Raw genomic sequence first — 22,178 nt, 5'->3', positions numbered from 1 at the left:
GTGTGCGCGGCCGCGGGTTCGCCGTGGCTGGTCGCGCGGTTCCCCGCGCCCCCGGCAGGGCGCTACCCCGGGCGTACGGCTCCCAGGACCGGGTTCGACGCCAGTGGGGAGATCTTGATGGTGGAGCCAGGTCTCGGGGCCTGGACGACCTTGCCGTCGCCGGCGTAGATCGCCACGTGGGTGGCCTCGGGGAAGTAGATCACCAGGTCGCCGGGGCGCAGTTGGCGCAGGGTGATGTGGCGCAGGTGGCGCCACTGTTCCTGGCTGGTGCGGGGGATCGGGGTGCCCGCGTGCTGCCATGCCTGGGAGGTCAGGCCGGAGCAGTCGTAGGAGGAGGGGCCCTGCGCGCCCCAGACGTAGGGCTTGCCGACCTGTTTCAGGGCGAAGCGGACGGCGCGTTCGCCCAGGGGGGAGGCCGGGCGGTCGTCGGAGAGCGAGCCGGCGAGGGCCCGCTGGGCCGCGCTGACGCCCTGCTGTTCGAGGTGGTCGACGGCGGCCAGCTGGTCCGGGTCGAGGGAGGCCAGGAGACGCTCCACGCCCGCGAGTTTCGCCTGGACGGCGTCGCGCTGCTTCTTCTGCCGTCCGGCGAGGTCCCGTTGGGTGTCGAGGGCCTTGCGGGCGGTGCGGGCGACGGCGTCCGAGTGCCGCTCGGCGCCGGTCAACCGGTCGACCGTACGGGCGCGTTGGCGGGCCAGCTCGCCGAGCACATGGCCCTCGTCCAACGCGCGCTGCGGATCCGGGGCGAACAGCAGGCTGACATAGGGGCCGAGGCCGCCGGAGGCGCCCTGGTACTGCTGGCGGGCCAGCCGGCCGGCGTCGGCGCGGCCGGCCTCCAGGGCGCGCCGGGCCCGGCTCAGCTCCTTGTCGAGGCGGGCCACCTCGGACTTCTGCCGCCCCAGCCGGTCGGCGGTGGCGTCGTAGCTCTCGGTGGCCTGCTCGGTCTGGCGGTACAGCTTCTGCAGGTCCGTCAGCAGCTGGGAGACGGAGCGCTGCGGCTCGGGCGCGGCGGTGGCGGACACGGGCGCGAGGACGGCCTGAGTCGCCACCGTGGCCGTACAGGCCAGGCGCACAAGCTTTCCTGACACGTCATCACCTCGGGTGCGGAAGGGGAAGGCGCATTGCCGTCGCCTATCCGACCCCGATAATCAGACGTATACCTGCGGGACGCGCGCCGCGTGTGCGCGGTTCGGCGCAACCCTGTCACTCCTGGGTGTCACCCGGCTTGCCGGACGGCCTCGACCAGGGCCAGCGCAGGCGGCCGCCGGAGGTGTCGTCGGGGTCGTACACGTACTTCCAGCCCTGGATCAGGCCGAGCCGTCTGCTGTGGCCGCGCGGCACGCGCCGGTAGACGTACACCGTGGGCGGGCCGTCGTCCGGCTCGGGGACGGGGATGCGGTACGTCTTCGGGGGATGTCCGGTCGGCCCGAGCAGGACGGGCAGTACGCGTCCGTCCATGGGGCCGCCCTCGAACGGGATGTCCTGGCTCTTCACGGTCTCAGTCTCGGCCATCCGCCGCGAGGGTGCCCACGAGGGCGGCCGTCTGCTCGTCGCGGGCCGCGGTGACCGAGAGGGTGGCGACGAACTGGTCCACCAGCCAGTCCCGCAGTTCACCGGCGGGCGGCTGCTTGTCCTCGTCCAGCCAGATCAGGGAGGCCGCCTCGACGGCCGTGATCCACATCCGGATGGTCATCCGCAGCCGGGGCCCGGGGTCGGTGGCGCCGAGGTGGCTGAGAATGTGCTCGGCGGCGGCCCGCCGCACCCCGTCCACGATGGCCGTGGTGCGCGAGGTCTCCACCACGCTGCCGCCCCGCAGCAGCGCCGCGAAGCCGGTGTCGTGCTCGTCCACGAAGGCCAGATAGCGGGTGAGGGCACGGGTCAGCCGGGCCAGCGGGGAGCCGGTGCGGGGCTCGTCGAAGCACTGCCGCAGCTCGTCCGCCGCCGACCCCAGCGCGGCCTCGTACAGCTGCTGCTTGCCGCCGGGGAAGTACCGGTACACCAGGGGCCGCGACACCCCGGCCGCCTCCGCCACGTCGTCCAGCGACACGTCCTCGGGCGCCCGGTGCGCGAACAGCGTCAGCGCGGCGTCGAGCAGCTGGCGCCGGCGCTCCTCGACACTGAGCCGGCGGTAGGCGGGGGTGGTGGCGGTCTGGGGGGTCATGACACGCAGCGTAACGCGCGGGTCCCCGGGAGCGCCGGGTGCCGGTCGGCCGATCATGGCCGCGCTCGACAGCGGGGGCGGTCCGCGGATACACACGGGGGGACAGCGGACGAGAAGGAGTACGGGATGACGGTGCGGGTGCTGAGGGCCGGGGAACGTCCGGCGGCGCCGTGGAAGAACGGGGGCGGGCTGACCCGGGAGATCGCGGCGGCCCCCGAGGGCGCGGACATGGCCGGCTTCGCCTGGCGCGTCAGTCTCGCCGACGTGGCCCGGGGCGGCCCGTTCTCCCGCTTCGAGGGGGTCGACCGGGTCATCACCCTGGTCGAAGGACCCGGCATGGTGCTGGCCGTCGACGGGAGCCCGCACACCGTGGCCGAGCCGTACGTCCCCTTCGCCTTCCCCGGGGACGCGGCCACCGACTGCCGGCTGCTCGGCGGCCCGCTCGTCGACTTCAACGTGATGACCCGGCGCGGCCGGGCCGGCGCGCGGGTGGAGATCGTACGGGGGCGGACGGCGCTGCCCGCCGCGTCCGAGGCGCCCGCGCTGCTCGTCGTCGTCCTGGAGGGCTCCGCCGTCCTCGAAGGGGCGGGTACGGACCTCGGCCGTCTCGACGCGGCCCTGTTCACCGGCGCCCGTGACGAGGCCCTGGCCGTCGAGGGGGTCGCCGCGCTCGTCGCCTTCACCGGCGCGACCGAGGAGAGCTAGAGGTTCGCGCGTTGTTACCAAGTGCGGACAGAACCGGGTGAACTGCGTGGGCGCCGAGGTCATCTGATGGGGCGTAGGCAATGACCACCCGATGCCCGAGGGGGATTTCGATCATGACCGCTCGCACGGTGCGCCGCACCGCCCGTACCACTCGTTCCGTCCGTACCACCGGCCTGGTGGCCGTCGCCGCCGCCGCGGCGCTCTCACTGGCCGCGGTCTCCGCGCACGCCGCCACGTCGGCCGCCACCGGTGGCGCGCACCGCGCCGCCGTGTCGGCCACCGCGGCCAAGAAGCCGGCCCCGGAGCGCACCCAGAAGCTGCCGGACGGCAGCACGGCCGAGATCTACAGGCTCGGTGAGCAGCGCTACCGCGCCAAGATCGTCAGCCGCGGCTCGGTCCTGGCCACCCTGGACACGAACGGGCACGACGCCGGGCTCGACGCCAACGACATGTTCATCGTGCTCACCCTGGGCGGTGAGCTGCACGCCTGGATGGGCGGCGGCCACCAGGGCCCTGGCACCTTCAAGGTCGCGGGCGGCTGGACCGTCAAGGTGACGAAGTTCGGCGAGCTGCGCTACCGCGCGCAGATCATCGGCCACGACGGGGTGGCGGCCACCATCGAGACGAAGGACCAGCACGACGTGGGCCTCGACGCCAACGGCGTGTACATCGTGCTCAGCAACGGCGGTGTGCTCAGCGCCCACGAGTAGGAGGCGCCGGGATGCCGAAGTCCCCGCCGGACAAACGGAGTTCCGTCGGCGGGGACTTCGCGCGCCCGGCTACGCCAGCAGCCCCGACGACTGCCACAGCCGCCGCCCGACCCCGCGCAGCACGCCGATGTCGTCCAGGAAGTCGGTCAGCCGCTTCGCGCCGGTCTGCATGATCTCGCGGCGGTGGCCGCTGGCCTTGACCTGGGCCATGGCCTCCCGCCGGTCGAGGCCGACGTTGGTGTACACCTCCGGGTTGACGAAGGCGACGGAGAAGACGCGGGCGAACTCGCCGGAGGTCACCCGGGTGAACTCCTGGGACCAGCGCGGGGCGGTCACCATCTGGCGGCGCAACTCCTCACGCGCGTACCGGACATGGCGCGCCTCCTCGACCACATGGATGCGCGTCACGCCCCGCACCAGCGGCTGCACCCGCTCGTCGGGGAAGGTCAGGCGCTGCATCCAGTCCAGGACCTCCTCGCCCAGCAGGGTCGCCGTGAAGGAGCCCGGGGTGGTGGAGATCGTCTTGAAGAGGCGGCCCAGGTTCAGGTGCGCCCTGCTGACCGGGTACCAGGGGGTGTCGCCACGCTCGATCAGGCGCGCGAACATCTTCGAGTGGCGGCACTCGTCCTCGATCTCGGTGAGGGCGTAGCGCACATGCGCGCTCGTGGCGGCCTTGTCGTAGATGTGCCGCACCAGCAGCTGCATCAGGATGAGTTCGAACCAGATGCCGAGCGAGGCCAGCGCCGCCGCCTCGTGCTGGGAGAGCAGGATGCGCTGCTCCTCGCTCATCCGCTGCCACATCGGCGTGCCGTACAGCGAGACCAGCTCGGGCGGCCAGTACCACTTGCCCTCCTCGAAGGGCGCGTCCCAGTCCAGCTCCTTGTCGGGGTCGAAGGAGTGCTTGGCGGAGGAGACCAGCAGCCGTTCGGCCACCTGCTCCCGGTCCTTGAGCAGGCCGAGCGCGTCGCGCAGGCCGTTCAGCGCGTCCGCTTCCGTCAGGGTCGTCATGGCTCCCTCACCTCGTCACCCGGGGGTATGTCGTCCGGTATCTTATGAGACTGCCTGTCAGCAAGGGCGTCAATCCCCCGCGCAGGACTTGTTGACCGCGCGTCTACGTGTGAGCCTGCGAGATATGTCCACCCATGACCTGTACGCCGACGAACCCGGAGAGCCCACCTGGCAGGTGCCCGCGTCCGGCGCGGCCCGGTTCAGCTGGGAGTACGACGACGGCCGCGAGCGGCTGCTGGCCCTGTACCAGAAGGGCAAGGACAAGCAGTGGGACGCCACCCGGCGCATCGACTGGGATCTGGAGGTCGATCCCCATGACGTGCTCGGCACCCCCGACGAGGCGACGGCCCTGTACGGGACGCCGTACTGGGACCGGATGAGCGAGCGCGACCGGGGCGAGCTGCGCCGGCACTTCGCCTCCTGGCAGTTCAGCCAGTTCCTGCACGGCGAGCAGGGCGCGATGATCTGCGCGGCCCGGATCGTGGAGTCGGTGCCCGACCTGGACGCCAAGTTCTACTCCGCGACCCAGACCATGGACGAGGCCCGGCACGCCGAGATCTACAGCCGGTTCCTGAAGGAGAAGATCGGGCTCGTCTATCCGATCAACGACAACCTCCGGTCGCTGCTGGGCGACACCCTGCGCGACAGCCGCTGGGACATGCCCTACCTCGGCATGCAGGTGCTCATCGAGGGGCTGGCGCTCGCCGCCTTCGGCCTGATCCGGGACACCACCGACAAGCCGCTGCCCCGGCAGATCCTCACGTACGTCATGCAGGACGAGGCCCGGCACGTGGCCTTCGGCCGGATGGCGCTGCGCGACCACTACCGGCAGCTCACCGACGCCGAACTGCGCGAGCGCGAGGAGTTCGTCGTCGAGGGCTGCTATCTGATGCGCGACCGGCTGCGCGGGGTGGAGGTGCTGGAGAACTTCGGCATCCCGCGCGCCGAGGCCGAGGAACTCACCGAGCACACCGAGTTCCTCCGGCTCTTCCGCAAGCTGCTGTTCAGCCGCATCGTGCCCTGCGTCAAGGACATCGGCCTGTGGGGCGAGCGGCTCCAGCGGGCGTACGTCGATCTCGGCGTGCTGGAGCTGGGCGACACCGATCTGGAGCAGCTGATGGCCCAGGACGAGGAGCTGGCCGACCAGTTGGACGCGCGGCGCTTCGCCGAGGAGGAGCGGGCGCGGGTCGCGGAGGTGGGGGAGGCGATCGAGGCGGGCGCGGACGAGGGCTGAGCGGGCCGGTGGACGCGGGGCGGACGAGGGCGGAGCGGGCCGGTGGAGGTGAGGGAACGCGGCGGGCCCGGTGCCGACTCGGTGCCCGCGCGTTCACTCGTGTGCAGTAGCGTGCTGGCGTGTCCATGCCTCCGTCGCCGCAGCAGCCGCCGTACCCGAACCAGCCCGGTTCCCCGTACGGCCAGCAGCCTCCCCAGGGCCAGCAGCCCCCGTACGGCCAGCAGTCCCCCTACGGGCAGCAGGCCCCTTACGGGCAGCCCCAGCCGCAGAACCCCGGCCCCTACGGCTCGCCGTACCCCCCGCAGGGCCCGCAGCAGCCGCCGTACCAGGGCTGGGGCGGTATGCCGCCCGTCGTGCCGCCGCCCCCGAAGAAGAGCCGGGTCGGTCTGATCCTCGGGATCGTCGGCGGCGCGGTCGTGCTGATCGTGGGCGGTCTGGTCGCCCTCGGCGCGATCGGCTACAAGGCGGCGACCACCTTCCCCGACGCCAAGAACAAGCTGACGCTGCCCCAGACGCTGCTCGACGGGAAGTACGAGCTGGCCAAGGACCTCTCCGACACCGAGGGCAAGAAGATCGGGGACGAGGCGGACGGCGCCTGGGACGCCAAGGACACCCACGGTGTCGTCGGCAGCTACAGCCTGGGCGGCGACGACACCAAGGGCACCCTGGTGGTGTCCGGCATGTACGGCCGGTTCAAGAACACCGACGAGGCCCGCCGCAACATGATGAAGGGCGCCTCCGAGGGCAGCGGCGCCAAGATCGCCGTACCGGCGAAGGACTTCGACCTCGGCGGGATCACCATCTCCTGCGAGGTGCTGACCCAGGAGCAGCTCGGCTCCAAGATGACCCTGCCCATGTGCGCCTGGGCCGACGACAACACCGGTGCCAGCATCGCCCTCGTCGACACCCCGCACCTCACCGAGGACCCCGCCCAGGTCGACCTGGCGGCGCTCGCCAAGCAGACCCTCCAGGTCCGCTCCGAGGCGGTCAAGCCGATCGGCTGACCGCCGCCTCCTCCCCGGGCGCGAACGGCGCCCGCAGCGTGAAGGCGTACGCCGTCGGGCCGTGCGCCCTCAGGTGCAGCAGCCGGTCCTCCGCCTCGGTGACCGCCGGGCGGTGGCCGGCCGGCACCCACCACAGCGCGGTCACCGCCTCCTGGAGCCGCTCGAAGAACTCCCGGCGCCGGGCCAGCAACTCCCGGTGCAGCCCGCGGTACATGAACGCGGTGAGCGCCTCCGGGTCCCGCCACACCGATATGTTGACGATCACCCAGTCGTCCCCGAGCACCGGGACGTCGGTCGCGTTGCCGGAGTCGTTCTGCAGCCGCCACACGAAGCCGTCCGAGGCGTCGGCGGCGGCGTTCACCGGGTCGAGCCCGTCCACGAAGTCCTTCAACTCGGCGGAGTCCAGCGGGTGTCTGAGGCGGGCGATGTTGACCTGGGCGAGTTCGTACGCGGGTGCGATGTCCGTCATGGTCGCACCCTAAGGAGATCCCGGCCGCCTTGGGCAGCCCCGTCTCACCGGCCGAGCACCGCCCGCATCACGTCCCGGGCGATCGGCGCCGCGTCGCCCCCGCCGCTGATCTCGCCCCGGTCCGCCGAGGCGTCCTCCACCACCACCGCGACCGCGACCGCCGGCTCCACCGCGTTCTGGTCCTGCGCCCAGGAGACGAACCAGGCGTACGGCAGACCGGTGTTGCCCACCCCGTGCTGCGCGGTGCCCGTCTTGCCCCCGACGACCGCGCCGGGGATCGCCGCCCGGGTGCCGGTGCCCTCCCGCACCACCCCGGTCATCAGCGCCTTCAACTGCTCGGCCGTGTACGGGCGCATGACCTGGCGCACCGGATGCGTCCCGCTGCCCGCGACCGTCTCGCCGCCGTGCCGCGTCGTCCGCTCCACCAGGTACGGCAGGTGCAGCCGCCCGTCGTCGGCGACGGCCGCCGCGACCATCGCCATCTGGAGCGGGGTGGCGCGGGTGTTGTACTGCCCGATCGAGGAGAGCGCCAACTGGGCCTTGTCCACATGGGGGTCGAAGGTGCTGGGCGCGACGGAGAAGGGCACCCGCACCCCGCCGTCGTTGAACCCGAACGCCTCCGCCGTGGCCGTCATGTCCCGCACCCCGACGTCCACGCCCAGCTTGGCGAAGACCGTGTTGCAGGACCACTCGAAGGCGTCCCGCAGCGAGGTGTCCGCGCAGCCGTCGCCCTCGTTGGTCAGCGTGGTGCGGGTGCCGGGCAGCCGATAGGGGTCGGGGGAGTCGGTGCGCGCGTCCAGGTCGGTGACCACCCCCGCGTCCAGCGCCGCCGCCGCCGTGACCACCTTGAACGTCGAACCCGGCGGATAGGTCTGCCGCACCGCCCGGTTGAGCATCGGCTTGTCCGGGTCCCCGTTGAGCCGCGCCCACGCGGCCGCCACCGACTCGGCGTTGCCGGAGAGCTGGCCCGGGTCGTACGACGGGCTCGTCACCAGGGCCAGGATGCGCCCGGTCGAGGGGTCGACGGCGGCCACCGCGCCCTTGCGCCCGCCGAGTCCCCGGTACGCGGCCTCCTGCGCCTTGCGGTCGAGGGTCGTCACGACGTCGCCGCCCGGATCGAGGCCCCGGGTCAGGTCGTTCCACAGGGGCAGCGGCGCGAGCATCGGATCGGTGCCGGAGAGCACCCCGTCCTCGGTGTCCTCCAGGAGCGTGGTGCCGTACGACTGGGAGGCGAAGCCGGTCACCGGCGCGTACAACGGGCCGTCCTGGTAGGTGCGTTCGTAGCGCAGCTGCTCATGGGTGTCCACGGAGCCGGTGACCGGCTTGCCGCCGACCAGGATGTCGCCGCGCGGCTGCTGGTAACGGGCGATGGCGGCCCGGCGGTTGGCCGGGTTGCCGGTGTAGTCGCCGGCCTGGACGAGCTGCACCCGGGCCGCGTTGACCAGCAGCGCCGCGAGCAGCAGGGTGCAGAACGCGCAGGCGTGCCGGATGTACCGGGCCATCGGCCGCCCGCCCTCGCCGCCCATCCCGGTGTAGTCGCTCATGGCGCCTCCCTGCCGTCGTACTGGCTGCGCGCCGAGTCGCTCACCCGGATCAGCAGCGCCACGATCGCCCAGTTGGTGACCACCGAGGAGCCGCCCTGGGCGAGGAAGGGCATCGCCATGCCGGTCAGCGGGATCAGCCCGGTGACCCCGCCCGCGATCACGAACACCTGGAGCGCCAGGATCGAGGCGAGCCCCACCGCGAGCAGCCGCCCGAACGGCTCGCGCAGCGCGAGGGCCGCCCGGTAGCCGCGCTCCACCAACAGCGCGTACAGCAGGATGATCGCCGCGAGGCCCACCAGGCCCAGCTCCTCGCCGGCCGTGGCCAGGATGAAGTCCGACTTGGTGGCGAACCCGATGAGCACCGAGTGCCCGAGCCCGAGCCCGGTGCCCAGCAGGCCGCCCGCCGCGAACGCGAACAGCGACTGGGACAGCTGGTTGGGACCCCGCCCGGCCTCGATGGTGGCGAACGGGTGCAGCCAGTCCGCGATCCGGCCGCCCACGTGCGGCTCCACCCGGCCGACGGCCACCGCGCCCAGTACGGCGAGCACCAGCCCCACCGCGATCCAGCCGGTGCGCCCGGTGGCGACGTAGAGCAGCACCACGAACAGCCCGAAGAACAGCAGCGAGGTGCCGAGGTCCCGCTCCAGGACCAGCACCCCGACGCTGAGCAGCCAGATCGTCACGATCGGCCCGAGCACCCGCCCGGTCGGGAACTGCATCCGCCAGATCCGGCGGCCGGTGTACGCGAGGGCGTTGCGGTTGGCGGCGAGGTAGGCGGCGAAGAACACCGCGAGCAGCACCTTGGCGAACTCGCCCGGCTGGATGGAGAACCCGGCGGCCCGGATCCAGATCCGGGCGCCGTTGACCGCCGGGAACAGGCCCGGCAGCAGCAGCAGGACGAGCGCGGCGACCACGCACACATAGGAGTACCGCTGCAACAGCCGGTGGTCGCGCAGCAGCAGGACGACGACGATGAACAGGGCCACCCCGAGCGCGGACCACACCAGTTGGGCGGGGGCAGCCCGGTCGCCCGCCGTCTCCAGGTCCAGCCGGTAGATCAGCACCAGGCCGAGCCCGTTGAGCAGCACCGCGATGGGCAGCGGCAGCGGATCGGCGTACGGCGCCCGCAGCCGTACGGCGAGATGGGCGAGCAGCGCGAGCACCCCGAGCCCGGCCCCGTACGCCAGCGCCCCCGGCGGCAGCCGCCCGGCCCGGGCCAGCCCCACCGCGCAGTAGCCGTACACCGACAGCGTGACGGCCAGCACGATCAGCGCGAGCTCGATCCCGCGGCGCCGGGGCAGCCGTACGACGGGTACGGCGGCCGGGGCCGTCGCCGCGGCGGTTCCGGCGTCGGTCATGCCGTGAACCTACCTAAAACAGGCAATTCCGCCCCGCTGCAACGCGCCCCCGGGCTCTACCGCGCCTGCCAGGCCGCCGGCAGGATGAGCGTCGCCACCGCGCCCCCGTCCACCGCGTTCCGGAACGACAGCCGCGCGCCCAGCACCTCCGCCTGCCCCACCGCGATGGTCAGCCCGAGCCCGTGCCCCTTCGCCCCGCCCTCGGTGCGGAACCGCTGCGGCCCGTGCGCGACCAGGTACTCGGGATACCCGCCCCCGTGGTCCCGCACCGTCACCACCGGCCCGTGCACCGTGAGCAGCACCGGCGCCGCCCCGTGCTTGTGCGCGTTGGCCACCAGGTTCCCCAGCACCCGCTCCAGCCGCCGCCGGTCCGTCTCCACCAGGGCGTCCCGCACGACCCGCACCTCGGTGTCCGTGCCCGACGCCCGCACCACCCGCTCGGCGAGCGCCCCGAGCCCCTCGGCGTCGGCCTCCAGCCGCTCCCGCCCGCTGTCCAGGCGGGAGATCTCCAGCAGGTCCTCGGTGAGCGTGCGCAGCGCCGCCACCCGGTCCCGCACCAGTTCCGTCGGCCGCCCGGGCGGCAGCAGTTCCGCCGCCGCGTGCAGCCCGGTGAGCGGGGTCCGCAGCTCGTGCGCCACGTCCGCGGTGAACCGCTGCTCGCTGAGCAGCTTGCCCTGCAGCGAGGCGGCCATCGTGTCCAGCGCGGCGGCCACCGCGGCGACCTCGTCCTGGGGCCGGACCAAATCCTTCGTACGGGGGTCGTCGACCCGCGCGTCCAGATCGCCCGCGCTGATCCGGCGGGCCACCCGCGCCGTCGCGTGCAGCCGCCGGGTCACCCGGGACACGGCGAACACGCCGACCAGCACGGTCGCGCCGATGGCGAGCGCGGAGGACCACAGGATCGAGGTGTCGAGCCCGGCGATGGTGCCGGACTGCTGCGAGTAGTCGATCTCCACCGCGAGCACCCGGTGCCCCTGGACGGGGCCCGCCGCCCACATCGTCGGCCGCCCCCGGTGCGTGGACACGATGGTGCCGCGCCGCCCGGAGACCGCGAGCGTGTGCAGCGAGCCGGGGAGCCCCTCCGGGTCGACCCCGGCATTGGGCAGGAGGGTGTCCCCGGCCTCGTAGGCGCGGGTGGCGTCCGCGAGCCGGGACAGCGCGAGGTCGCGGGCCTGGCCGACGGTCTGGTCGGTCACCGAGACATGCACCAGCACCCCGAGCAGCGCGGCCAGCGCGCAGCACATCACGGTGATGAACACGGCCGCCTTCACGGCGAGCGGCCCCGCCCAGCGGGCCAGCAGCAGCCTCATGACGCGCTCGGGGAGGCGGCGGGGGAGGCGGACGGGCGCGCCTTGTGGAGACGGCGGCCCGTGCCGGTGTGCAGGTACTCGTCGCGGGAGAACACCATCGCGCGCTGGCCGGGGTCCCACTCCCAGGTGGTGCGGTACTCGTAGCCGGAGATGTCCGCCGGGTTGCGCTCGATCAGCGCGCGCCCGGCCAGCTCCACGCCGAGGATCGCGTCGTTGTCGGCCAGTACCTGCACCAGGCGGCTGCCCTCGACGGTGTAGACCCGGACCGCCGTCTGGTTGGTCGGGTAGAGCCGGAAGCCGAGCGTGAGATCGGGCCGGCCGTCGCCGGTGAGGTCCCGGTAGTACGGCTTGAGCAGCGGGCACAGCGCCCGGTCGCCGCCCGGGCGGCAGTCCTTCATCCGGTCCACGGTGCCGTGGAACGCCCCCTTGGACCCGTAGTCGGCCGGGTGCGCCTTCAGCTCCGCCTCGACGATGTCCACCGGATCGATCCTGCGTATGTCGCCGCCGGGCGCGGTCAGGCCCTTGACGGTCTCCCGGGTGGCCACGTCGTACGGGTACGCCGGGCTGGACGCCGGGCGCAGATCGGGCCAGAGCTTGGCGGGGCTGTCCGCGGTCTGGGTCGGCCCGGCGCTCTGTAGCTGGCCGGCGTCGCCGCAGGCCGCCGCCGTCGCCGACAACAGGGCGACGGCGGCCGCGGCGAAGGCGGTGCGCACAGGGCGACGGAGGGGCACGGTGCTCCAGGGGCGATGGTTTTGCAGGTCAGTAGGCCAGTATGCACATAGATTCCAAGGAAGCCCCTTTTAGTCCGTTCTGTGCACCTGGGCCGTCGGCCGGTGCCGGGACAGAGAGGCTACTCGGCCAGTTCCTCGAGCAGCCGTACGGTATGCAGCCCCGCCCGCAGATACGCCACGAACAGCTCGTTGTGCAGTGCCCACGCCCCGCGGCGGGCCCGGATCAGCCGGATGGCCTCGTCCGGCGCGCCGCCCCGCTGCACCAGCGCGTGCGCCACGACCAGGCCCGAGCGGTTGTACCCGTGGTAGCAGCGCACCAGCACCCGGCGGCCCGCGTCCAGCGCCTCGTTCGCCGCCCGCGCCAGCCGGATCACCCCGGCGAGCTGCGTCCCGTCCAGCGGCCCGTCCGGGATCGGCCACACATGGTGCTCGACGCCCGCGTCCGGGCCGTGGCCCGGCAGCCGCAGCAGCGACTGCACCACCTCGAACTCGTCCCGCACGACGGCCGTCTCCAGCCGTCCCGTACGCCCCCGGTACTCGTGCCCGCCCATCCACAGGCCGGGCACGATCTCGCTCCACGGGCTTCGTGGAGCCGGCACCTCGGGCTGCGTTCCGCGGGCTCGCACCGGCGCCTCCCCAACTCCCCTGCGCGGGGCCGCTCCCCACGGTAGCCGGTCTTGCCCGGGAAGCACCCGGCCTGTTCCCATGGTCGAGGGGTGATGCGCATGAGCGGACTGCGCGTGGTGCCGGGCCGCCGAGGGGACCGGGACCGGCTGTACGTCTGCCGCCCGGACGGCAGCCGGATCGCCTGGTACGACCGTGCCGCCGGCCGGGTCGACCTGCTCGCCGGGGACGAGCGGGAGCGGGTGCTCGAAGCGCTGCAACCCTTTCTCACCGGCCCGGTGGCCGTGGGCCCGCCCCCGGTCCCCACCCCCGCCGAACTCGCCCGGCTCGCCCTGCACCCGGACGACGACCTCGCGCCCAACCGGCCCGGCGAGGCGCTGCTGATCGCCCTCGACCGCGAGCCGGACGCCGGACACCGGCTGCGCCCCGACCCGCGCCGGCGCGCCCTGCTGGCCGAGCAGACCGTGGGCGACGTCCTCGACGGCCTGGCGGGCGCCGGCTGGCACGCCCTGCACTCGCTGCCGCTGCCCGGCGGCGACCGCGTCCACCATCTGCTGATCGGCCCCGGCGGGCTGTTCGCCGTGCACGCCCTGTACGCCCGCAGGGCGCGGGTGCGGGTGGCCGACCCGATGGTCACCGTGGGCCGGCGCGCCGCCGAGCCCCTGCTGCGCCTGCTGCGCGCCCAGGCCGGCCGGGCCGCCTACGCCCTGACCGCCGAGGTCCGCCCGGTGCTCGCCCTGACGGACCCCTCCGGGGTGACCCTGACCGCCGCGCCCCGGGGGATACGGGTGCTGACCGCCGGGGAGCTGCCGGGGCTGGCCCGGCTGGGCGGCGTACTGAAACCGGCGGACGTGACGGCACTGCACGCGATGGCCCGGGACCGCCGCACTTGGGAGAAGGTCTAGGGCGGCGGCTGAGCGGGGTCTGGCCGGGCTCTGGTCGGTTCTGAGCCGGGGCCGGCGGTTCGCGGTGCCGCGGCGGATGGCCGGGGCTCTCCGTTCCTCCCGCTCCGGGCGGTCGTCACGGGTGAGGGGGTGTCGCTCGGACGAGTCCCGTCTGGTAGGCGATGACGACGAGTTGGGCGCGGTCGCGGGCGCCGAGCTTGGTCATGGCCCGGTGGATGTGCGTCCGGGCGGTGAACGGGCTCAGGACGAGGGTCTCGGCGATCTCCGAGTTCGAGAGACCTTCCGCGGCCAGGGCCATGACCTCGCGTTCGCGCGCCGTGAGTCCGGCGAGGCGTCCGGGAGCCGCGAGGCGGGCGCCGGGGTCGGCCGACATGAGGAAGCGCGTGATGAGGGAGCGGGTCGCGGCCGCCGACAGGAGGGACTCGCCGGAGGCCACGGTGCGCAGGCCGTCCAGGAGGGCCTCGGCGGTGACGTCCTTGCCCAGGAAGCCGCTGGCGCCCGCGCGCAGGGCCTGGGCGACGTACTCCTCCGTCTCGAACGTGGTCAGGATGAGGACGCGGGTGGCCGTGAGGTCCGGGTCGGCGCACAGCGCGGAGGTGGCGGCGAGGCCGTCGGTGCCCGGCATGCGGATGTCCATGAGGACGATGTCGGGGCGGTGGGTGCGCGCCAGGGCGACGGCCTCCGCGCCGTCGCACGCCTCGGCGATCACCTCCATGTCCGGGCAGGAGTCGATGAGGATGCGGAAGGTGGCCCGCAGCAGTGCCTGGTCGTCGGCGAGCAGCACGGTGATGGTCATGCGGCCGTCTCTCCCGGGAGTTCCCGTACGGGCGGCGACAGCGGCAGGGTCGCGGAGACCTCGTAGCCGCCGTCGCGGGGGCGGGGTCCCGCGGTCAGGTCGCCGCCCACGGAGCGGGCCCGCTCCCGCATCCCCAGCAGGCCGAAACCGCCGTCCCGCGGGGTGCGGAGCCGGGGCGGCCCGTCGTTGGCCACCGAGATCGACAGGCGGGAACCCGTGTGCGCGAGGTGCACCCGGGCGGTCTTGGCGGTGGCGTGCTTGGCGACGTTGGTCAGCGCCTCCTGCACGATCCGGTAGGCGGTCAGGTCGACGCCCGGCGACAGCGGCTCGGGTTCTCCCTCGGTCGTCACCGTGACCTCCAGACCCGCCGACGCGCACATCTCGACGAGGTCCGGCAGCTGCGCCAGGCCGGGGAGCGGGCTGAGCGAGGAGTCGCCCGGGGGTCGTCGGTCTGCCGGAGCAGGCCGAGGGTGGCCTTCAGCTCGCGCAGCGCGGAGGAGGTCGTGTCGGTCAGGCCCACGAGTATCTTGCGCGTCTGCTCGGGGTTGCTGAGGGCGAGGTGCGCGGCGGTGCCGGCCTGCGCGTTGGCCAGGGCCATGTGGTGGGCGACCACGTCGTGGAGCTCGCGGGCGATGCGGACGCGTTCCTCGGCGACCCGCAGCCGGGCCTCCTCCTCACGGGTGCGCTCGGCGTGCTCGGCCCGGTGCTGCGCGGCGTGCAGGTAGGCCCGCCGCAGCCGTGCCATGGTGCCGGCGACGAGGGGTAGGGCCAGCCAGCAGGCAGGCCCGAACATCTGCAGGGGCAGCGTGACGGGGTCCGAGAGGTCGGTGAGCACGGCCGTGAGGGTCACGGCGAGCACGGTGGCGACGCCGTACCGGCGGGTGGTCCTCGGGCCGGTGCGGGTGGCGAGCCAGTACAGGGCGCCCATGAGCGGAGCCAGCAGCAGGGGCGTGAGCAGATAGCCCAGGGCGGCGGTACCCGCCGCGCACACGGCGCAGACGGTGACGGCGAGGCGCGGACGGGCCCGGCGCCCGAGCAGGGCGAGGCAGGACGTCCCCATGAGGGCGACGGCGGCCTTGTCGTGGTCCGGGGGTCTCTGGCCGGGCAGGTTGAGCCAGATACCGAAGGCCGCGCAGGCCAGCAGCGCCAGGGCCGCCGCGAGGTCGACGGCGAAGGGGCGTCGTTCGCCGATCTTCTCCAGACGGTTCGCGCCGGGCCGCTCGGTTGCCGTTCTCATCTGGTTCTCCGGTCAGTGGGCGCCAGTTTCAGTATGGCCGTTCCGGTCGGCCCCGCGGGCTGTCCGTCTCGGAGGCCGTCCGCCCCTCGGGACGGACGGCCTCCCGAACGGCGCCGGCCGGTCAGTTGCGCGCGGCGGTCTCGGGGACGGCCTCCGTCCCCGGCCGGCTGAGGGCCTCGCCCTCCACATCGATCCGGGGGAGCACCCGGCCCAGCCGCCCCGGCAGCCACCACGCCCTGTCGCCGAGCAGGGCGAGCACCGCGGGCACCAGGGCCATCCGGACGACGAAGGCGTCGAAGAGGACGGCGGCGGCCAGTCCGAAACCGATCATCTTGATCATGGAGTCGCTCTCCGTGATGAACCCGGCGAACACCGCGATCATGATGAGAGCGGCCGCCACGACCACCCGGGCACTGTGGGTGAAGCCGGACCTGACGGCCCGGTCGGCCGTCTCGCCGCGGACGTACGCCTCCCGCATCCGGGAGACCAGGAACACCTCGTAGTCCATCGCGAGGCCGAAGACGATGCCCACCAGGAAGACCGGCATCAGGCTCATGATCGGACCGGTCTGCTCCACGCCGAACAGCCCGGCGCCGTGGCCCTGCTGGAAGACCATGACGACCGCGCCCAGCGAGGCCAGTACGGACAGCAGGAAACCGAGGGCCGCCTTGAGCGGGATGAGCAGGGACCGGAAGACCATCATCAGCAGCAGGATCGCCAGACCGACCACGACGATCAGGTAGGGGGCGAGCGACGCCTGGACCTTCTGGGCCATGTCGATGTTCAGCGCGGTGGTGCCGGTGACTTCGTAGCGGGCACCGGTGGCGGACTCGACGCCGGGGCGCTCGTGCCGGATGACCTTCACCAGATCGACGGTCTTCTCGGCGGTGGGCGCGGTGGACGGTACGGCGGAGAAGACGGCGGTGTCCCCGGCCCGGTTGAAATGGGGCTCGGACACCGAGACGACCCCCTTCGTGCCGTGTATCTCCCGGATGACGGTGCCGACGGCGGCGCGGGGTTTCGCGGCGTCCTTGGCGTCCACGACGATGGTCAGCGGGCCGTTGAAGCCGGGCCCGAAGCCCTCGGCCAGCGCGTCGTAGGCCCGGCGTTCGGTGGTGGTGCGGGGCAGGGATTCGTCCCCGGGCATCCCCAGCCGCAGATCCGCCACCGGCAGGGCGAGGGCACCGAGAGCGGTGATTCCCAGGAGCAGGACGGGAACGGGCCGGCGCTGCACGAACCTGGCCCACCGGACGGCGCCGGAACTCTGCCGGCCACCGGTGTTCCTGCGGACACCGCGGGCCAGTACCGCGTCCGGCCAGAATCCGAGCAGGGCCGGGACGAGGGTCAGCGCGATCAGGACGGCGACGGCGACGGCACCGGCGGCGGCCAGTCCCATCTCGGTGAGCATCGGCACCCCGACCACCGAGAGACCGGCCAGGGCGATCACGACGGTCAGGCCCGCGAACACGACGGAGGAACCGGCCGTGGCGACGGCCGTCTCGCTCGCCTCCCGGGCCGTGCGCCCTCCGGCGCGTTCCTCCCGGTAGCGGGAGACGATGAACAGCGCGTAGTCGATGCCGACGGCGAGGCCCAGCATCATGGCCAGGGTGCCGGTGGTGTCGGACAGGCCCAGCGGGCTGGACAGGACGAGGATCGCGGCCATGCTCACGCCGACGCCGACGACGGCCGTCAGCAGGGGGAGCCCGGCGGCCGCGAGGGAGCCGAAGGTGAGGAGGAGCACGAGGGCGGCGACCGATATGCCGACCAGTTCGGCGGTGCCGCCCGGACCGCCGCCCTCGGAGAGTGCCGAACCGCTGGTCTCCACGGTCAGCCCGGAGTGCCTGGCCTCGGCGATGGTCCGCCGCACCGGCGCCCGGTCGGCATCGGTCAGATCGCCGGCGGCGATCTTGAAGGTGACGGTGGTGAACGCGGTCGTGCCGTTCGCGCCGACCCCGCCCGCCGTGAAGGGGTTGTCGGCGCTCGCCACGTGCGCGCCCCGGCCGAGCTCGGCGACGGCCTTCTCGACGGTCCGCTCGTGCCCGGCCGCGGTGATCTTCTCTCCGGCCGGGGCGATGAAGACGATCGTCGCGGACGCGGTGTCGGCCGTCTCGCCGGGGAAGCGCTCCTCCAGGAGGTCGAAAGCCTTCTGGGACTCGATGCCCGGCATCGAGAGCCCGTCGTCGACGGCCGCCGGAGCCTTCAGGGCGCCCAGCCCCGTGGCGACCAGAACAGCCGCCCAGACCAGGACGACGCGCCAGCGCCGCCTGAAGGCCAGCCGGCCCACGCGACAGAGAAAAGTAGCCACGACAGAAGATCTCCACATCTGATGATTGGAACGTCTGTCCAGCGTGGCTGTGCGAAGGGCGGCCTGTCGTCGTGCGGCTGCCGACAGTCCGGCGTACTGAGAACGCAGTAGACGAGGGGGGTCCGTCGGCCGGACGTACGGATACGCACGCCCGAGACCGGGCGTACGGATACGCCCGCCCCAGACCGGCGCGCCTAGGCGGGTTCCGGGAGGGGTGCGGCCCGGCGCCGGTCCAGCAGGGGGGCCATCAGGTCGCCGTGCTCCCGCAGGCGCGGGGCGATGTCCTCGGCCCGGAACTCCAGCCGCTCCGGTGAGCGGCACTCGGCGACCTCCTCCCAGGTCACCGGCGCGGAGACCAGCGGGGCATGGCGGGCGCGCAGAGTGTAGGGGGTGGCGGTGGTCTTGCGGGCCGCGTTCTGGCTCCAGTCCACGAACACCTTCCCGGGCCGCAGGCTCCTGGTCATCCGGTGCACCACCAGCCGGGGCAGCGCACGCTCCGCCTCCACCGCGAGCGCCCTGGCGTACTCGCTGGTCCGCTCCGGAGAGGCGCCGGACACCGCCGCCAGCAGGTGCAGCCCCTTGGACCCGGCCGTCTTCGGGTACGCCTCGATCCCGTCCGCCGCGAGCCGCTCGCGCAGCCACAGGGCCACCTCGCAGCACTGCACGACGGTCGCCGGCGCCCCGGGGTCGAGGTCGAACACCAGCCGGTCGGCCTCGTCGGGCGAGCCCACCAGCCACTGGTGGGTGTGGAACTCGGTGACCAGGTTCGCCGCCCACACCAGGCTCGGCAGATCCTGTACGACGACCATCCGGGCCGGGCTGTCCGCCGACGACCTCGGCACCTCGGCGGTCGTGACCCACTCGGGCGTACCCGGCGGCACGTTCTTGGTGAAGAACACCTGGCCGCCGGGGCCGTCGGGATAGCGCAGGAAGGACACCGCGCGGTCACGCAAGTGCGGGAGCAGCGCCTCGGCGGTGGTCGCGTAGTAGTGCACCAGCTCCGCCTTGGTGAAGCCGGTCTCCGGATACAGCACCTTCTCCAGGTTGGTCAGCGGGACCCGCCGCCCCTCCACCTCTGTGATAGGCGTCATAGGATGACAATCCCAGACAAACCGGTCCCCATGGCAAAGGAAGGGTGCGGCACGTGCGATCGATATGGAACGGCGCCATCTCCTTCGGGCTGGTCAGCATCCCGATCAAGCTGGTCAACGCGACCGAGAGCCATGCGATCTCCTTCCGCCAGATCCACACCGAGGACAACGGCCGCATCCGCTACCGCAAGGTGTGCGAGGTGGAGGACCGCGAGGTCGCCCAGTCCGAGATCGGCAAGGCGTACGAGGACGCGGACGGCACCATCGTCCCGATCACCGACGATGACCTGTCCCATCTGCCGATCCCGACGGCCCGCACCATCGAGATCGTCGCCTTCGTGCCGGCCGACAAGATCGACCCGCTCCAGATGGGGGCGGCGTACTACCTCGCCGCGAGCGGCGCCCCCGCCGCCAAGCCGTACACCCTGCTGCGCGAGGCCCTGAAGCGCAGCAACAAGGTCGCCATCGCCAAGTTCGCCCTGCGCGGGCGGGAGCGGCTCGGGATGCTGCGGGTGGTCGGCGACGCGATCGCCATGCACGCCCTGCTCTGGCCGGACGAAGTGCGGGCCCCCGAGGGGGTCGCCCCGGACGTGGACGTCAAGATCCGGGACAAGGAACTCGACCTCGCGGACGCCCTGATGGACACCCTCGGCGAGGTCGAGATGGCGGATCTGCACGACGAGTACCGGGAGGCCCTGGAGGAGGTCATCGCCGCCAAGGCCGCGGGGGAGGCGCCCCCGCAGGCCCCCGAGCCGGCGGAGGGCGGCAAGGTCCTCGACCTGATGGCCGCCCTGGAGAACAGCGTCCGCGCCGCCCGCGAATCCCGCGAACCGGCGGGGGAGGCCGAGGTCAGACCCCTGCCCGACCGCCGGTCCACCCCCAAGGAGACCGGCACCAAGAAGTCCACCTCCACCGCGAAGAAGACGACCGCCAAGAAGGCCCCGGCGCGGAAGTCCACCTCGAAGTCGGCCGAGCCGGCCAAGAAGAGCGCCGCGAGGTCGGGCACCGCGAAGTCGGGCGCGGGGAGCACGGGGAAGAAGACGGCGGCGAAGAAGACGGCCGCGCGGAAACGCCCTGCCTGAGCGGCTCCCGCGGGCCGGCCGTACCTGGGCCGGCCGCACCGCGGACCGGGCGGCTCAAGAGGCGGGTCCTTCCGCGTCCGGGAGCGCCTCGCGCAGGGCGCGGGGGAGACCGGGCAGGGCGCGCCAGTCGAACGGGTCCGTCCCGGGGGCGCCGCCGTCGGCGGTGGCATGGACCTCGGCGGCCAACCAGTGCGTGCCGGGCGGCAGTTGACCCCGCAGCACGGGCAGCGCCGTACGGGGCCAGAGGAGATGGCTGCCGGGGTCGGGGAGCATGATCTCGCCGGTACGCGCCCCGAGGAGATCGGTCACGGCGCTGGCGAGGTCACCGCACCCGGCCCGCGCGGCGGCGCCCTCGGCCCGGGTGGCGGCGCCCTCCAGGGGGACCGCGAAGCCGCCCTCCACCGTGTGCAGCGGGCGGGGCGTGGCCAGGCGGTGGACGCGGATATGCCGGCCGGGTCCGGCGGGCAGCAGCCAGGTGTCGACGGTGACATCGGGCCAGGGGTGCCAGCGGGCCCGCACCCGGTCGGCGGTCACGGAGCGGGAGGCGCAGGCGATCCGGGAGCGCCAGTACAGGCCGTCCTCGCTGAGCAGCAGGGCGCTGTCGGGGGCGGCGGCCTCCGCGCCGAGCGGCCCGGTGGAGACGGAGCAGCCGAAGGCCGTGGAGTACGCGAACCTGCCGTACTTACCCGGCGCGTTGCGCACCCAGGTGTCCGCGTCGCAGGCGGCCAGCGCCGTGGTGTGCCCGCCGCCGTGCAAAACGAGCAGACCCGCCTCCGGCTGGGGGTGCACCGCGCCCGGGGCGGGCGGCGGCTCCTCCTCGGCGGTCCAGAACGGGTGGTCGGCGGGCAGGGCGAGCGGCAGGAACGCCTTGAACGCCCAGTACGGGGAGCCCGCCGCGTTGTACTGCTCGCTCATGAACAGATTCGGGTAGGCGTAGCCGACCGACAGCGTGCCGTCGGCCGCGAACACCGGCTGCCGCGCCCACCAGCGCAGATTCCGGGCCCACAGCCCGCGCAGCACCCCCCAGGGCAGCGCCTCGACACCCGCGTGCGCGAGCGCGCCCCAGAACGCGCACTGCGCGAACCGGTACGTCAGACTGCGGCCGAAGGGCAGCGCCGCGCCGTCGGCCGCGAACCAGTGCCGGAACTCCCCGGCGAACAGCGCGGCCCGCTCCCGCACCCGCGCCACGACCGCCGGACCGGCGTCCGGCGCGAGCGTCGTGTACAGCAGCGAGTACAGGTGCAGGGCCCAAGGTCCGTAATAGTCACAGGGTTTGCCCTCCGGGCCGTCCGAATACCAGCCGCCGCCCCGGTAGAAGTCCTCCACGCGCGCCAACGCCCGCTCGGCGAGTCCGGGTTCGGGCCGCTCCCCGACCGCGGTCAGGCCCAGCTCCGCCATCACGGGGAACAGATGCCAGTTGTTGTCGGGGACGCGTGCGGCCCGCGCGGCCCGGCGCAGCCAGGCGGCGAGCCGCGCCCGCTCCTCCCCGGCGAGCGGCTCCCACAGCTCCCCGGGCGCCAGGGCCAGCGCGCAGCCGAGCCCGGCCGCCTCCACCAGCCGCTGGTCCATCGCGCCGGGCTCGCCCCAGTACTCCGGGTGCCCGGGATCGGTCCCGGCGGCGACGGCCCGGCGGAGCCGCTCCCAGCCGTCGTAGTGCCCGCCGCCCGCCGCCAACGGGGCGAGCCCCCACAGCGGTCGTACGGTCGCCTCCAGCCGGGCGACCCGGGGCGCGTACGCGGTGCCGGGGGCGGCCAGCGCCGCGTCGTCGGCGTAGGCGCCGGTGAGCGGGGCGCACAGGCCGAGCAGCGCGCGCTGCCAGTCGGCGCGGCTGTGCAGGGGATTGCCGGAGAACGGGTGCGGGCGCTCGCGGGTCATGGCTCCTCGTTCGGGTCGGGCCGGCGGACGGT

General features: G+C 73.4%; 20 protein-coding genes and 1 pseudogene. 6 read left to right on the top strand and 15 right to left on the bottom strand.

What is annotated here, in order from left to right; genetic code table 11:
• Positions 1-62: 62 nt before the first annotated feature.
• The 3 genes from GHR20_RS12165 to GHR20_RS12155 all read right to left on the bottom strand — a co-directional run bounded on the left by GHR20_RS12165 (position 63) and on the right by GHR20_RS12155 (position 2,158).
• The gene (locus GHR20_RS12165; protein ID WP_111584703.1) at positions 63-1,085 is read right to left on the bottom strand and encodes an NlpC/P60 family protein; all 1,023 of its coding nucleotides are present in this window, start codon (positions 1,083-1,085) and stop codon (positions 63-65) included.
• A 115-nt stretch (positions 1,086-1,200) separates the two neighbouring features.
• Complete coding sequence (locus tag GHR20_RS12160; protein WP_194858872.1) at positions 1,201-1,509, bottom strand: hypothetical protein; 309 nt, start codon at positions 1,507-1,509, stop codon at positions 1,201-1,203.
• On the bottom strand, positions 1,496-2,158 hold the full coding sequence (locus tag GHR20_RS12155) for a TetR/AcrR family transcriptional regulator (RefSeq protein WP_111584702.1): 663 nt from the start codon (positions 2,156-2,158) through the stop codon (positions 1,496-1,498). The genes GHR20_RS12160 and GHR20_RS12155 overlap by 14 nt, the downstream gene beginning before the upstream one ends.
• Positions 2,159-2,284: 126 nt before the next feature.
• Between GHR20_RS12155 and GHR20_RS12150 the strand changes: the two genes are divergently transcribed.
• Together GHR20_RS12150 and GHR20_RS12145 are read left to right on the top strand one after the other, a co-directional pair.
• Positions 2,285-2,863, top strand: a complete 579-nt coding sequence (locus GHR20_RS12150; protein ID WP_153813182.1) for a HutD family protein — start codon at positions 2,285-2,287, stop codon at positions 2,861-2,863.
• A gap of 113 nt (positions 2,864-2,976) precedes the next feature.
• Positions 2,977-3,573, top strand: coding sequence for a hypothetical protein (locus tag GHR20_RS12145; protein WP_153813181.1), 597 nt, complete (start codon positions 2,977-2,979; stop codon positions 3,571-3,573).
• A 69-nt stretch (positions 3,574-3,642) separates the two neighbouring features.
• On the opposite strand, the gene GHR20_RS12140 is transcribed toward GHR20_RS12145, so the two are convergent.
• A complete protein-coding gene (locus GHR20_RS12140; protein WP_111584699.1) occupies positions 3,643-4,581 on the bottom strand; it encodes a diiron oxygenase in 939 nt (312 codons plus the stop codon).
• A gap of 124 nt (positions 4,582-4,705) precedes the next feature.
• On the opposite strand from GHR20_RS12140, the gene GHR20_RS12135 reads away from it, so the two are divergent.
• Both GHR20_RS12135 and GHR20_RS12130 read left to right on the top strand, forming a co-directional pair.
• On the top strand, positions 4,706-5,815 hold the full coding sequence (locus tag GHR20_RS12135; RefSeq protein WP_153813180.1) for a ferritin-like domain-containing protein: 1,110 nt from the start codon (positions 4,706-4,708) through the stop codon (positions 5,813-5,815).
• Positions 5,816-5,940: 125 nt separating this feature from the next.
• Positions 5,941-6,819 (top strand): hypothetical protein, encoded by an 879-nt coding sequence (locus GHR20_RS12130; RefSeq protein ID WP_153815943.1) that lies wholly within the window; start codon positions 5,941-5,943, stop codon positions 6,817-6,819.
• Here the strand turns inward: GHR20_RS12130 and GHR20_RS12125 are convergent.
• From GHR20_RS12125 to GHR20_RS12100, 6 genes are all read right to left on the bottom strand, one after another.
• Positions 6,803-7,288 carry a DUF3291 domain-containing protein gene (locus tag GHR20_RS12125; RefSeq protein WP_153813179.1) on the bottom strand — a complete coding sequence of 162 codons (486 nt, stop codon included), beginning with the start codon at positions 7,286-7,288 and terminating at the stop codon, positions 6,803-6,805. The genes GHR20_RS12130 and GHR20_RS12125 overlap by 17 nt on opposite strands.
• Before the next feature lie 44 nt (positions 7,289-7,332).
• Positions 7,333-8,790, bottom strand: a complete 1,458-nt coding sequence (locus GHR20_RS12120; RefSeq protein ID WP_194859116.1) for a penicillin-binding transpeptidase domain-containing protein — start codon at positions 8,788-8,790, stop codon at positions 7,333-7,335.
• Between the two features lie 38 nt (positions 8,791-8,828).
• Complete coding sequence (locus GHR20_RS12115) at positions 8,829-10,190, bottom strand: FtsW/RodA/SpoVE family cell cycle protein (protein ID WP_153813177.1); 1,362 nt, start codon at positions 10,188-10,190, stop codon at positions 8,829-8,831.
• A gap of 56 nt (positions 10,191-10,246) precedes the next feature.
• The gene (locus tag GHR20_RS12110; RefSeq protein WP_111584693.1) at positions 10,247-11,500 is read right to left on the bottom strand and encodes a HAMP domain-containing sensor histidine kinase; all 1,254 of its coding nucleotides are present in this window, start codon (positions 11,498-11,500) and stop codon (positions 10,247-10,249) included.
• Positions 11,497-12,231, bottom strand: coding sequence for a hypothetical protein (locus GHR20_RS12105; RefSeq protein ID WP_111584692.1), 735 nt, complete (start codon positions 12,229-12,231; stop codon positions 11,497-11,499). Before GHR20_RS12105 ends, GHR20_RS12110 begins: the two co-directional genes overlap by 4 nt.
• A gap of 119 nt (positions 12,232-12,350) precedes the next feature.
• The gene (locus GHR20_RS12100) at positions 12,351-12,857 is read right to left on the bottom strand and encodes a dual specificity protein phosphatase family protein (protein WP_181516440.1); all 507 of its coding nucleotides are present in this window, start codon (positions 12,855-12,857) and stop codon (positions 12,351-12,353) included.
• 99 nt (positions 12,858-12,956) lie between these two features.
• Between GHR20_RS12100 and GHR20_RS12095 the strand changes: the two genes are divergently transcribed.
• On the top strand, positions 12,957-13,760 hold the full coding sequence (locus tag GHR20_RS12095) for a nuclease-related domain-containing protein (RefSeq protein WP_153813176.1): 804 nt from the start codon (positions 12,957-12,959) through the stop codon (positions 13,758-13,760).
• 115 nt (positions 13,761-13,875) lie between these two features.
• Here GHR20_RS12095 and GHR20_RS12090 read toward each other — a convergent pair whose 3' ends face one another.
• The 4 genes and pseudogenes from GHR20_RS12090 to ligD form a co-directional block, all read right to left on the bottom strand.
• Positions 13,876-14,556 carry a response regulator transcription factor gene (locus GHR20_RS12090; protein WP_153813175.1) on the bottom strand — a complete coding sequence of 227 codons (681 nt, stop codon included), beginning with the start codon at positions 14,554-14,556 and terminating at the stop codon, positions 13,876-13,878.
• A pseudogene (locus GHR20_RS12085) lies at positions 14,553-15,793 on the bottom strand (sensor histidine kinase). The gene GHR20_RS12090 and the pseudogene GHR20_RS12085 overlap by 4 nt, the downstream one beginning before the upstream one ends.
• 121 nt (positions 15,794-15,914) lie before the next feature.
• A complete protein-coding gene (locus GHR20_RS12080) occupies positions 15,915-18,098 on the bottom strand; it encodes an MMPL family transporter (RefSeq protein WP_153813174.1) in 2,184 nt (727 codons plus the stop codon).
• A 194-nt stretch (positions 18,099-18,292) separates the two neighbouring features.
• Entirely contained in the window at positions 18,293-19,189 is an 897-nt protein-coding gene (gene ligD, locus GHR20_RS12075) for a non-homologous end-joining DNA ligase (RefSeq protein WP_153813173.1), read from the bottom strand.
• Between the two features lie 53 nt (positions 19,190-19,242).
• Between ligD and GHR20_RS12070 the strand changes: the two genes are divergently transcribed.
• Positions 19,243-20,271, top strand: coding sequence for a Ku protein (locus GHR20_RS12070; RefSeq protein WP_194858871.1), 1,029 nt, complete (start codon positions 19,243-19,245; stop codon positions 20,269-20,271).
• 54 nt (positions 20,272-20,325) lie between these two features.
• Here GHR20_RS12070 and GHR20_RS12065 read toward each other — a convergent pair whose 3' ends face one another.
• Complete coding sequence (locus GHR20_RS12065) at positions 20,326-22,146, bottom strand: DUF2264 domain-containing protein (RefSeq protein ID WP_153813171.1); 1,821 nt, start codon at positions 22,144-22,146, stop codon at positions 20,326-20,328.
• Between the last annotated feature and the right edge of the window lie 32 nt (positions 22,147-22,178).

The sequence above is a fragment of the Streptomyces sp. SUK 48 genome (assembly GCF_009650765.1).
Taxonomy (GTDB): domain Bacteria; phylum Actinomycetota; class Actinomycetes; order Streptomycetales; family Streptomycetaceae; genus Streptomyces.
Note: the sequence above shows the minus strand (reverse complement) of the source record. Positions and strands in the feature narration are given on the sequence as shown.